The organism is Staphylococcus sp. GDY8P85P (assembly GCF_017892405.1).
Lineage (GTDB): Bacteria > Bacillota > Bacilli > Staphylococcales > Staphylococcaceae > Staphylococcus > Staphylococcus borealis.
This window is the reverse complement of sequence record NZ_JAESLA010000021.1, coordinates 919-13,731: the sequence shown is the minus strand read 5'-3', so window position 1 is coordinate 13,731 and position 12,813 is coordinate 919. Positions and strand designations below refer to the sequence as shown.

The following is a 12,813-nucleotide window of genomic DNA, read 5'->3' as shown; positions in this document are numbered from 1 at the left end:
TTCCTTTCTTAGACATCCCGTAGTCTTAAAAATGTTGATATTACAGCATGTAAAAGGATTTTGACAATGAAAAAGATGTGATTGTCAAAGAAATTTGGTAGTTTTTTATATACAGAAACGTTTCTATGGAGTTGAAGTGAGATACGATTATGCATTTCGATCTTGCTTCTATTCTAGGCAAGATTAATCTAAATGGTTTAGGAGTTATGGGTGATGGAAATCGGTCAACAAATTCGAAAATATAGAGAAAAAGAAAATTATTCCCAAGAGTACCTAGCTGAAAAATTATATGTTTCAAGACAAACGATTTCTAATTGGGAAAATGAAAGAAGTTATCCAGATATCCATAATTTATTAATGATGTGTAATTTATTTAATGTTTCATTAGATGATCTTGTCAAAGGAGACGTGAAACGTATGGAACATGAAACTATTAAAAAAGACATGGACTTTTGGACGTGGATGATGCTGATTTGGATGATATTAGCATGTGTTTTAATAGGACCACTTTTATTTTATTTGAGTTGGTGGGGCGTAGCGATTACCTATGTCATTTTTTCTGTAGGTTTATATAGTAGTACGCAAGTCGATAAAATTAAATACAAAAATGGCATGGATAATTACGATCGAATCGTAGCATTTATGAATGGTCAAGATCCTAATGAAGTTAAGACTACTAAAACACGCAATTTCATTACGAGTATCTTATCATTTATCTTTGTAGTAGGCGCATTTGTAATCATATGTTGGTTGAGTATATATGTATCATTTAAATTTTTACCATAATAAATTAGAGAGACCTAAGAAGCGGAAATGCTTCATAGGTCTCTAGTAATTAGAATTGATTATTTATTGCGTATTTTTCTTCTACCTAATAATAATACACTACCTAGACTAGCAAACATTGTAGCTATTAATGATTTATTACTATTATCATCTTCGCTACCAGTTTTAGGCAGATGTTTCGGTTGATTTGGTTGTTCAGGTGTTGGTGGCACATGATGTGTCGGTGGTACACCTGGTTTTTCAGGTGGATTACCTGGCGGGTTAACTGGAGGTTTACCCGGTGTTTTAGGTGGATGATGTGGCGGTACGTAAGGCGGTTTGCTCGGCTTTGGTGGTACTGGTGGTATAACAGTATTGTTAAATTCAGTATCATGTAGTCCGGCTGATTTACCGCCTGAACTGATATAAGTGACAGTTGCTTGTAAATCACCAGTTTCTGGATTTTCAGTAACGACCACTGTTGCTTTGATAGACATAGTATCATAAGCAATATTTGTGTCTGTTCCCACTTTTTCAGAGATTTGGTAAAGGTAAGTGCCCACTTTATTGAATTTAATTGGTAAGAAATTCACTTTACCATTCGCATCATTTGTTGCTAATTGTACTGCATGATCAGGGTTGTTTATATCAGTTAAGATGAATGTGTAATCGCCACCTTTAAGTTGACCACCTTCCAGTTTCTTAGTCACTTTGAATTCAAAGTTTACTGGTACTGGTTTGACTTTATTAACGCGTTTCTCTGATGGTTTAGGAGGTGGAACGTCATTACCACCTTTGGTTGGGTTAAAGAATTGAACAGATTGATTTGCTACGTTAGTAATGTCTTTGTTAGCTTTAGCACTATCTTTAATAACACCGACAATATCTAATTTGTAGTAACGTCCAAATGGCATTTGCGCATTATCTAGCACATGGTCTTTGACTAAAATGTCTTTCGATGTAGCTGTGATAACACCATTCTCATCTGTGATATCAAATAAGTTTGTAACGTCTTGTCCAGTAATACCGTCATAAGCATGAATGCTTTGAACAGCTACGCTTGTTTCATCATAGTCATCGGTAATGCCTAATTTATTAATTTTATTCTCTGCTGTTAAGTGCGTTGTATCTAACCAAACTTGATATACAATTTTATCCCCATGATTAAGCGTTTTAGTATTGATGTTTTCGGGTTCATTATTAGCTGTTTGATCCGCATAAGGATTCACATTCGTATCTGCATATTTATTCGCTAATTCACTATCATCGTCTAGTAATTTATGTCCTGTAAGGTCATATTTCTCCACTGATAAATCAAATTTTTCAGGTTGGAATACAGGTGTCGGCGGTGTTGGTGGAACGAATGTATTGTTAAATTCAGTATCTGCTGGCGCGAGTGACGTTGCCGTAATTACGTGTAACTCTTTAGTGACATTCACAGTTACAATTGCTTTCATAGCATCACTCTTTATATTCGGTAAGTTGCTAGGAACTTCTTCAACAGTATATGTGAAGGTTTTACCCGCATCGGCATTCGTATAAGTTGGACGTTTTCCTTCAATAAAATTGAAATTAATTTGTCCTGTTTCATTGTTTGTGCCAGTCGCGATGACTTCTCCGTCTGCATTTTTCATAGTAAATTGAAACTCTGCATTATTTAAAGGTCGACCAACTAAAGCTTTCGTAAAATGAACATCAAAGTCTAATTGCTTAGGTGCTACATAATAATTCGTGAATGCTTGATTATGATCAGAATCGGCATCATATGCATAATTCACACTTGCATTTAAGATGCCATTTTCTTCAGTTACTGTAACAGTTGCTGTAATCGTTAATGGTTCTGCATCAAAATTTGAATTTAGATTTGCTTTGTTTTCAGTAATTGTATAAGTGTAAGTACCTGGTTTTGTAAATGAAATCTTATCAAATGTGACTGAACCATCTGCTGCATTTGCTTTTGATTGCGAAGCCTCTGGAATCGCTGGTGAATTAGGTCCGGCTACTATGTTGAAAGTGAATTCGCCTTCAGCTAGCGTGTGGTCGCCTTTAACGACTTTATTTGCTTTCAACGTAACTTCAACTGGTTCGATTTTTGTGTAGTAATAAATGACTGGATGTGCTTTAGCTAACAAGTTTTGTAAACGGAAATTACTGCCACGTCCTACTTGTACACCGTTTACAGATTGATTAGGTGCGAAAAGGTTACCTACAGCACCTTCACCTGCACTTGCTGGTTGAACAAGGAATGGGATGTCATATCCGGGTATAAAAATTTGTTTACCTAAATCATTTTTATTTTTTTCGCCAGGTTTCAGTGTTGCTTCATATACTTTTACATAATTTGTTGTATCGATACCTGTATTTTTCGCTGATTCAGACATGTGATCCACTGATAATGTCCAAATTTCGATACGTGTTGTACCATCTTCTCCAATAATTTCTTTTATACGTTTAATGCCACCATTATTTGTTTCAGCATCCACATATCTTAACCCAACTTGATATGGGCGAGTCATTGGGCCAGACATATGATCAGGCTCAGCAATTTGATATAGTTTATAACCTTCAAATTCGCGTGCATTTGAAGCGGTATAGATTTGTCCATCCATGCCTTTAATCGTATAGTGTGCTAACTCTTTTTCAGTGAAATCTGGTTGATATGTTTGAGCATTTATATCGGTCTTATTTGCTTGATAAGTAGGGTTATTTTTATTAACGACTCGATAATAGGTCGTTTCAGGTACAATTTGTGGAATATAATATTGTGGGTCAGTAATTGTTGTACCTTCATTTGCTTTGTTAAACACGTCGTAAATTTGTATACCGCTACGTTGATCTTCTAAGCTACCATTCTCATCAATTGCAAATCGTGCTCTTATTGTTGAGACAGTATTTTTGAATGAGTCTAAAGTATTTAAGAAAGTGAAATTGATGTGACCATATTTCGCTTTTTGAGGCTCATGTGCAGCTACATCTCTTTCTAAAGTAGTTTCACCAATCGTTACAGTGCCAGGTGAATTAATATGTTTTGTTTCTACTACGGCATTGGTATCACCGTCTACTAATTCAATGGTTACGTCATTTGAGGCGTCATAGGGTTTTGATAAACGGTAATAATATTTTGTATGATAAGCAGCATTAAAATTTTTAAGATCTGTTATCGCAAATGTATATTGATTGGGAACAGGACTTTTTTCAAATACAACGCTTGGCGTCGGCACTGTATTTGAATCTTTAGGTTGTGGAATCACAACATCTCTATTTTTAACCGATGCGCCATTAGCATCATCCATATTAGGTGTTGCAGTTGTCGTTGTATCCTCTAAAACGCCTTCTGAAGCAATTGGTGACGTTGCAGAACGACGTGAACGATGATGTGTTTCATTCTTTTCAGATTGAGGTGAAGCGGTAATTGCTTGCGCAATCGCTTTTTCTTTAATTGAATTCGTTGTCTTACTAGTTGTTTGTGATTGAGTTTCTGTTTTTGTTGTATTTTCAGGATTGTTCAGGGGATCAGAATGAGATGGTGAAGCTGTATTACGTACGACTTCATCTGTTGAATGATTGACTTTGCTTTCAAAAGATTGAGGATTGGAAGTCGTATCCGTTTGTAACGTACTATTATGTAATTCACTCGCATGAGCTACATCCTGAAAGCCTACAAATAAAAAGGCACCTAATAAAACGGAGCCTGTTCCTATTGAAAACTTTCGAATAGAGAAACGATACTTAGTTTTAAATTGCATTTCTTGATGTCCTTTCTTAGATGAATTAAATATATCTGTTAATTTAATTATAAAATATATAAAATAAAAAACAATATTAAAACAAAAAGGTTATAATTATTAAAATACATAGCAAAAGGGAGTAGGGAGTGGGACAGAACTCTTTTTAAATTCGTCGTCACCCCAGCTTGCTTTGCTTGTAGAATTTCTTGATGAAATTCTCTTGGGGCCCCAACCCCAACTTGCTTTGCTTGTAGAATTTCTTGATGAAATTCTCTTTGCTGGGGCCCCCGCCCGCAAGGATGACTAGAACTGAAAAAAGCTTGATTTAAGCGCATTTTCAGTTCAGTCAGCTACTGCGAATTTGCAAAATAGCACCATCATATTATTTATGTCCCAGGCTCTCCCACTCCCAATCTACTTTGCAATTGACGATTAGTTGTCTTGTTTTTCTTCGTAACGTTTCAAGAGATAACCGCCACCAAGTAAGCCTACCGGCACTCCAATAAATGGTGTTGCAATACTACTTAAGATAAAGACGATAAGTACTAACATTAGGCCATTAAACCAGTTGACTTTTAAACTTAATAAATCCTCATAAGATTTACGAATTAATTCTTTAATATTCATTTAAAAACATCCTTTCTTCTTAATTATTAAATAGCGTGTTTTACAATCCGATTTGCGTGAACAAACGATATCACAGCAAAAATAAGATATACGAGTGAATACACAATCATCACAATAATAATCGGTGTTGGAGAGAATTCTCCCATTAGTTTCATAAATACTAGTGCTGCAAATAAGGCGTGTAGTAACGCGATAATTAAAGGTAAACCAAAGTTGAATAATATCTTTAAGGCCAAACCTTTCGTCATATCAGTATGTGTGAAACCGATACGTCTTAAGATACGGTAATTGTTAATTTCATCTTCAGTTTCGTCCATTTGTTTAATATAAATAATGCATCCAGCTGCGATTAGGAATGCTAGTCCTAAGAATGAAGTCACAAACATTAAAATACCGTTACTTTCATCAAGCATTTGTTTTGTATCGCTTTTCAGCGCTACAGTTGGACTCACTTTTTTAGCTAATTTTTCCGCTTTTGATATGTCTTGGTGCTGTTTAATATCGAAACCATAATGATGTAATAATTGATCTTTCAGTTTCAATTTATTGTAAACGTCTGGACTCACTTTTAATACGGGACCACCTATAGACACATTTGATGGGATGACTTCATTGTCATTTTTTTGATTTACAAGTAATGTCACTTTCTGTTGGGCTTGAAGTGTCATATCATTATCTGTATGAACACTTACCATACCTGACAGTGGACCCTGTATATTCGTAATTGTAGCATGGTTACCTTTGATTTGCGCATCTGACACAACAATGACACCAGCATTTTGTATACCGTTAGATGTTTTACTTTTTAACACATCATTTTTGAGCAGTTTCGTATTACTTCCCTCTAATGTTGTAGTGTTATATTGAATATGATGTTGTTTTAATAATTGCTCATATTTTTGAGCTGATTGCGATTTAGTAAAGTTAATGTCTTGAGGAGATGATGTTTGAATCATATAATCCGTATTGGCTTTGCTAATTGCACCAAAACATAGAATCGTTACCGTTATTGCTGAAATAATCGCGATAATTGTAAGTGACATCGCATTTTTCTTCATGCGGTGCATAATAGATGATGTAAATACAACATCTGTAATTGAAACGCGACCATGTTTTGATTTTTTCAGAGATTTAAATATGATAGATACTGAACTTCTAAAGAATAAATACGCCCCTACAACAGTTAGAAATAAAATGAGAAAAGGTGTTACTAAGGCCATCGTTAATCCTTGGAATTTGCCAAACATTTCAGTGGAGATGTAATAGCCTAAGATAATCATGACAATGCCTAGAATACCGGCAATAAGTTCAGGAACAGTAATTTTTGATTTAGTCGCTTCTGATTTTGTACTATCTTTCATCATAGACAGTATCGTTCTTCTTTTTAGAAAAAGGTAGTTCTGAAACATAATCAAGATAAATGCGAGTACAAGCATCACTATTGTTTGAATTAATGCAGGTAATTCAAATCCTATCGTCACGTCTACTTTCAGATGCATCATTTTCACTAGAATATTAAGTAAAAGTTCGGAACCAACAATGCCTACTAAAATACCTATGATACCTGTGATAATAAAGAAAGTAAGCTGTTCAATTGCTAGCATTCGTAAAATATTTTGTCGTGTTAAACCGATGAGTTGAAATAATGCAAATTCACGTGTTCGACGTTTAGTAAACAATTGGTTCGCATACATTAAAAAAATGATAATTGTAATAAATAAGAACACTGCACCTACTTTAGCACCCTCTTGTATCACTTTTGGAGAACCACCGTTATTGATACTATGCGTATACTGCAAAGTGACAAAGCTAAAGTATAAAATAATACTAAAGATTAATGAAAAGAGATATAGTGCATAATTTTTAAAATTACTTTTTAAATTTTTGAGTGTAATCTGATTAAATGTCATTTGCGACACCACCTAAGGCAGACTGTAATTGAATAATTTCATCATAAAAGTCACGTTTTGACTTATGTTCTTGGTGGATTTCTGAGTGAATATGTCCATCTTTTAACATAATGACACGCTGTGCGAAGCTTGCAGCGGATGGATCATGGGTTACCATAATAATAGTACTATCGAATTGTGCATTCATATCTTCAAGACGATTGAGTAAGTCTTGCGCACTTTTCGAATCAAGTGCGCCAGTTGGTTCATCCGCAAAGATGATCGATGGTTTATGAACGAAAGCACGTGCTGCTGCTGTACGTTGTTGTTGACCACCTGATATTTCACTTGGATATTTATTGCTTAAATCATAAATACCGAGTGCTTCCGTTACTTCTTTATAATTGTGTTCCATTTCATCTTTATTCACTTTTTGAACAGATAACGGCAACATGATATTTTCTTTTACGGTTAATGTCGGTAGCACACTGTAATCTTGGAAGATAAATCCGAGTTCTTTTTTGCGAAATTGTGCTAATTGTTTCTCCTTCAGCTTATTAATCTCATTGCCACTTACTTCAACAGTGCCTCCAGAAATACTATCAATCGAACTAATGACGTTGAGTAACGTCGTCTTTCCTGAACCAGAAGGGCCCATTATGGCGACGAATTCTCCTTTGTCCACTGAAAAGTTAATGTCGTTTAGCGCTTTATATTTTTGTTTATTTCCATATACTTTTGATAAATGATTGACGTTTAAAATTGGCATGTCCATCGCACTCCTTGCTCGTTTTATAATTTTTCTTTTGCTTGAGTTGGAATTTCTGATTGTTTGACTTCTTCATATGATGTAATAGTGTGAGATTTCTCACTTACAACTAGGTAATGATTCGTTTTTAATTTTTTAGATGCTGTATAATCAATCTTTTTAGCTTTACCGTCTTTGGTGTAACCTGTTTGGTTGTAATGGTAGATATAGAAGTCTTTTTCCTTATCAACGACTTCTACGTTTGATGGTTTTTGTGTCTTAACATAATAGTTATATGTTGGTGCTACGGGGTTCAATTTATTCCAATCATTGACTGCATGATTGTTAGGGTGTTGATTGGAATAGGCATCTAATCCAAATAATCCTCCAATTATGACAATTGCAATAGTAATGACTGCAATGACTGTATTTCTTAAGGTTTTCAATATCATCACTCCTTATTTCTATTACACTTATAATTGTAGGAAGATTGCGTCAGTACTGCCTTTATCTAACCTTACAAAGTCGCTGTTATTTCTTACGAATATGAAAGATTGACTTTATTTTTGAAAATAAAAGTGAGAAGGCACACTTAAATGTGATAACTTGAATAGTAATGTTCTAAGAGGTTTGTTACGATGAGGCTAACAATATGTTAGAGAAGACCTCATGATAGCATGCGATGTCTTTAGTAAGAACTTGAGGGTAATAACGTTACCGGATTTAAAGATGAGTGAAACGACTTTGCAATGATTTTGTGATAAAGTAAGTTATGTTTATAAAAGATGATAGGCGGGGTTTAATTGAAAAAAGAGATAATTGAATGGATTGTAGCCATTGGTGGCGCACTTTTAATTGTAGGTATTGTATTAAAGTTTATCGGCACATCATACACAGTATCAGGGTCGTCGATGTATCCAACTTTTCAAGATAGAAATAAAGTGATTGTAAGTAAAATTTCTAAAACATTGAATCACATTGATAATGGTGATGTTGTTGTCTTCCATGAAGATGCACAACGTGATTTTATTAAACGTGTGATTGGTATGCCTGGTGATAAAGTAGAGTACAAAGGTGATCAATTATATGTGAATGACAAAAAGGTATCAGAGCCGTATTTAGATTATAATAAGAAACACAAACAAGGTAAGTATTTAACTGGTACATTTAAGACAAGCCAAGTGAATGGTGCTGACGGTAAGAACAAAATCCCTAAAGATAAATATTTAGTTTTAGGTGATAACAGACAAAATAGTATAGATAGCCGTTTCGCTGAAGTTGGTTTAGTAGATAAAGATCAACTTGTGGGTAAAGTTGTATTAAGATATTGGCCATTTAATAAATGGGAAGCTGGCTTTAACCCAGGTACATTCGAGTAAATAAAAATAGCGTATAGAAGTAGTTTTGGGAGTGGGACAGAAATTAAAATAATTTCGTTGTCCCGCTCCCAACTTGCATAGCTTGTAGGATTTCTTGATGAAATGCTCATTGCTGGGGCCCCGCCCGTAAGGATGACTAGATTTGAAAAAAGTTGATTTAAGTGCATTTTGAAATCAGTCAGCTACTGCCAAAATGATAACAAGGCTGAGACATTTTATTTTGTCCCAGCCACTTTTTTATTTCAATATTAAGTGAAGCAATATTTAGGTAAATGTATAAAATGCATATGTCCAAATATTACTTTTTAGAATATATAATATTTTTGATAGAAAGTTTAAAACAATGTAGAAAACAATACAAAATAAATGATATACTTTTTGAAGATTAAAAAAATTAAAAATTGGAGGGAACACCTATGCAATGTCCAAATTGCGGAAGTACAATCGAGCCTAACGATTTATTTTGTGGCGAGTGTGGCCATAAAATAGATAAGCAGTCCCAAACGGTTAATTCTGCTGAGAAAGATATCTCAAATGCAGAGACGAATGGGCGACGAAACGATACAAGTGCATCATTAGGAGAAGAACACGTAACGACATCAAATCATAATGAACAATTATCTAGAACAAACAACACAACACAAGATAAACGTAATAATGACGAAGGCAAAGTGATAGATAACCAGCATGTATCTGAACATCATTCAACAACTCAAAAACATCAAATGCATCAGCCACAATCAAATCAACAACCTCACAACAACGCATCACATACATATCACAGTCAACAACAATATAATGATCCGTATTCAAACTATCAACAACCACAACAATCAAGCCAATTTAGTGAACAGGCAAAAGAAGTGACAGAAGAAAGTAAAGGTTTCTTCAGAAGTGCTTTCGCAGCACCTGACCAAGTTCTAAAAAGCCAACAAGCATTTAGTTTTAAATTGTTATTTTCTTTACTCGTTATTGGTTTATTAGTCATCGCATTGTTACTTGCGATTGCAATACCTTCAACAATTGGTTTATTTGCGACACCTAAGAGTCAAATTATCTTTTCGATTATTGTAGCCATCATTTTATTCTTAGCGGTTATCGTAGGTGCGACGTATGGTATCACACGTTTAGTAGTGAGACAGCCAATTCCATTTAGAAAAGTATTGTCGGATTTTATATTGATCAATAGTGTTTCAGTCGCAGTATTAGTACTTGCATTGATTTTAATATTTGCTAATTCATATGGATTTGGTGGCGCATTATTTATGCTATCCATCTTGTTAATTGTTATTTCAGGTGTGTACATGATTGCTAAATATAGTGCCAATCATCATACGCGCTTCTCAAGTTTTTATGGTGTGATTATTTACATTATTGTTTTCTTCTTATTTGTAACGATTTTTGGGGAATCTTTATTTAATCAAATCTTTGCTAACTTAATCAGTGAGTTCAATAATCTATTTGATGGGAGTTCGATCTACTAATGAAATATTGTAGTAATTGTGGGCAACCGCTTCGTGAAGGTGTGAAGGTATGTACAAATTGTGGTAAGCCTGTTCACCAATCTAAGTCGAATAGCGCTAATACACAACATGATCATAACCAAAATCATCATAACCAACGTCGACAAGACATGCATGAACAACATTCAAATCAGGGATACAACAGTTATAAACAGCAAGGTTATGACCCTAGATATGATCAACAACCACGTAAAGGCGATAATAAAAAGACGTGGATTATTATTGCTGTTATAGCTGTATTGCTCATCGCTTTAATCGTTGCATTTTCATTATTAAAAAATCAATTTTCTCCGGAAAAGCAAGCATCAAATATTGCACAAGCAATCAAGAAAGACGATGAAAAAGCATTAGCCAAAGAAGTTACAACACAAAACGATCAAAAGTTAAGTCAGGAAGAAGCACGCGCGTATTTAAATTATATTAAAACAGAAGATGATTTAAATAATGTTGGCAGCAATGTAGAACAAAGTGCGAAAGAAATTAAAGATAATCGCTTCAACAATTTGTCTGTCGATGCTAATGGGAACAATGTGTTAAATATTTCTAAGGATGGCAAGAAATTCTTATTCTTTGATAATTACACATTTAATGTTCCACAAAAATCCGTAAGCATTTATCCTAGTAGTAGTGGAGATATTACTTATGAGTATAATGGTAAAAAACGCACGACAACAGTTTCTGAAGATGAAGAAAAAACGCTTGGTACGTTCCCAATCGGTGATTATAATTTAAAAGCCACAAAAGATATTGATGGCAAGAAATTCAAAGGGGCGTTAATGATTAACATGAGTGATAGTGCTATTGCTTATGAATCATTTAAACAAAAACGTTTCACCGTTAGCGTTGATGGTGGCTATATGCTAAATAACGTAAAAATATATGCGAATGATAAAGAAATTGGAAGTGAAACATCTTCTGAGACATATGGACCATACGATCCTGATGAAGAAGTAACGGTGTATGCACAAGGCACATATGAAGGTAAAACGTTTAAATCGGATTCAGTGAATGTGACAAGTGCTGGAGACGACGATGATGATGTCACAGACGTCACAGTAACGTTTGATGATGATGAAATTGATAAATATATCGATGATAAAATGGATGCAGATAGTGACAGCGATGATTCTGATTCAAGTTCAGAAGAAGTAACGCGTGACAATGTTATTGATAAAGTAGAATCATATGAAGGTCATACGTTAGATACGGACACATACACATACAAAGAACCAGAGAAAACAGATGACGGCAAGTGGGGCTTCTCATTTACTGATAAAAATGGAGATTTAGCCGGTTCTTATACCGTTGATACGGATGATGGTTATGTAACAGAATACGATGAAGACGGGGAAGAAGTCGGTTCAGGTTATTAATAATTCAATAGCAGAGGCTGGGACAAAAATAATATAATGAAGCTATTTTGCAAATTCGCAGTAGTTGACTGAACTGAGAAGGCGCTTAAATCAAGCTTTTCTCAGTTCTAGTCATCCTTGCGGGGGTGGGACGACGAATTCAAAAAGAATTCTGTCCCACTCCCTTTCCTACGATTAGTCAAGTACTTATCATTAAAATAAGCATTACTTAACTAAACCGTTCAATTTGAATTTTTTGAATAAGGTGTTAAACTATATTTGATTATATATTTGGCTAATGAGGGGCCATTTGATAATCGTACATTTTCTGGTTCGTTACTAGAAAATGAATTGTTTTTAATAATCGATTTATACATGCGATGACGGCAGTCTTATGAGGTTTCTCATTAGGCTGCTTTCTTAGTTTGTAATAATAATCGACAATATGATTATCATAATGATGTTGTCCCCTTATAATATTCATAACCACCCAAAATAAAAGTCTTCTCGCTTTTTTATTACCACGTTTATTGATTGTATCTCTACTGTGTGTCCCACCTGATTGATATCGTTTGATATCAATACCTACAAAAGCATTAAGTTGTTTATTAGATTTAAAGCGTGTAATATCACCAATTTCTCCAATTATCATAGCGGCACTAAGCTTACCAATACCGGGTATCGAGTGAATGCTTTCGAAACAATCAAGCTGCTGTGCTAATTGAATCATGGCTTCATCCAATAGTTTGAGTCGTTGTATAGATGATTTTAATTGTTGAATAAGTAAGCGTACTTTTTCAAC

General features: G+C 34.5%; 10 protein-coding genes. 4 read left to right on the top strand and 6 right to left on the bottom strand.

Translation table 11 applies throughout. The features are described 5' to 3' along the window. Window positions 1-213: 213 nt before the first annotated feature. Window positions 214-786, top strand: a complete 573-nt coding sequence (locus KA828_RS05040; RefSeq protein WP_210125598.1) for a helix-turn-helix transcriptional regulator — start codon at window positions 214-216, stop codon at window positions 784-786. A 59-nt stretch (window positions 787-845) separates the two neighbouring features. Here KA828_RS05040 and KA828_RS05035 read toward each other — a convergent pair whose 3' ends face one another. The 5 genes from KA828_RS05035 to KA828_RS05015 form a co-directional block, all read right to left on the bottom strand. Next, window positions 846-4,511 carry a Spy0128 family protein gene (locus KA828_RS05035; RefSeq protein WP_210125596.1) on the bottom strand — a complete coding sequence of 1,222 codons (3,666 nt, stop codon included), beginning with the start codon at window positions 4,509-4,511 and terminating at the stop codon, window positions 846-848. A gap of 414 nt (window positions 4,512-4,925) precedes the next feature. Then, on the bottom strand, window positions 4,926-5,120 hold the full coding sequence (locus KA828_RS05030) for a VraH family peptide resistance protein (protein WP_107629423.1): 195 nt from the start codon (window positions 5,118-5,120) through the stop codon (window positions 4,926-4,928). Between the two features lie 26 nt (window positions 5,121-5,146). Continuing rightward, window positions 5,147-7,030 (bottom strand): FtsX-like permease family protein, encoded by a 1,884-nt coding sequence (locus tag KA828_RS05025; RefSeq protein WP_210125594.1) that lies wholly within the window; start codon window positions 7,028-7,030, stop codon window positions 5,147-5,149. Next, window positions 7,020-7,778 (bottom strand): ABC transporter ATP-binding protein, encoded by a 759-nt coding sequence (locus KA828_RS05020; protein ID WP_210125592.1) that lies wholly within the window; start codon window positions 7,776-7,778, stop codon window positions 7,020-7,022. The genes KA828_RS05025 and KA828_RS05020 overlap by 11 nt, the downstream gene beginning before the upstream one ends. 23 nt (window positions 7,779-7,801) lie before the next feature. Further along, window positions 7,802-8,209, bottom strand: coding sequence for a YxeA family protein (locus KA828_RS05015; RefSeq protein ID WP_210125590.1), 408 nt, complete (start codon window positions 8,207-8,209; stop codon window positions 7,802-7,804). Window positions 8,210-8,560: 351 nt separating this feature from the next. Here KA828_RS05015 and lepB point away from each other — a divergent pair, with 351 nt between their 5' ends. The 3 genes from lepB to KA828_RS05000 all read left to right on the top strand — a co-directional run bounded on the left by lepB (window position 8,561) and on the right by KA828_RS05000 (window position 12,032). After that, entirely contained in the window at window positions 8,561-9,136 is a 576-nt protein-coding gene (gene lepB, locus KA828_RS05010) for a signal peptidase I (protein ID WP_210125588.1), read from the top strand. A 416-nt stretch (window positions 9,137-9,552) separates the two neighbouring features. Continuing rightward, the gene (locus tag KA828_RS05005; RefSeq protein ID WP_210125586.1) at window positions 9,553-10,620 is read left to right on the top strand and encodes a zinc-ribbon domain-containing protein; all 1,068 of its coding nucleotides are present in this window, start codon (window positions 9,553-9,555) and stop codon (window positions 10,618-10,620) included. Further along, window positions 10,620-12,032 carry a zinc ribbon domain-containing protein gene (locus tag KA828_RS05000; protein WP_210125584.1) on the top strand — a complete coding sequence of 471 codons (1,413 nt, stop codon included), beginning with the start codon at window positions 10,620-10,622 and terminating at the stop codon, window positions 12,030-12,032. The genes KA828_RS05005 and KA828_RS05000 overlap by 1 nt, the downstream gene beginning before the upstream one ends. Before the next feature lie 274 nt (window positions 12,033-12,306). Here the strand turns inward: KA828_RS05000 and KA828_RS13120 are convergent. After that, window positions 12,307-12,813: transposase (locus KA828_RS13120; RefSeq protein WP_245336047.1), on the bottom strand; the 507-nt coding region annotated here is incomplete at its 5' end.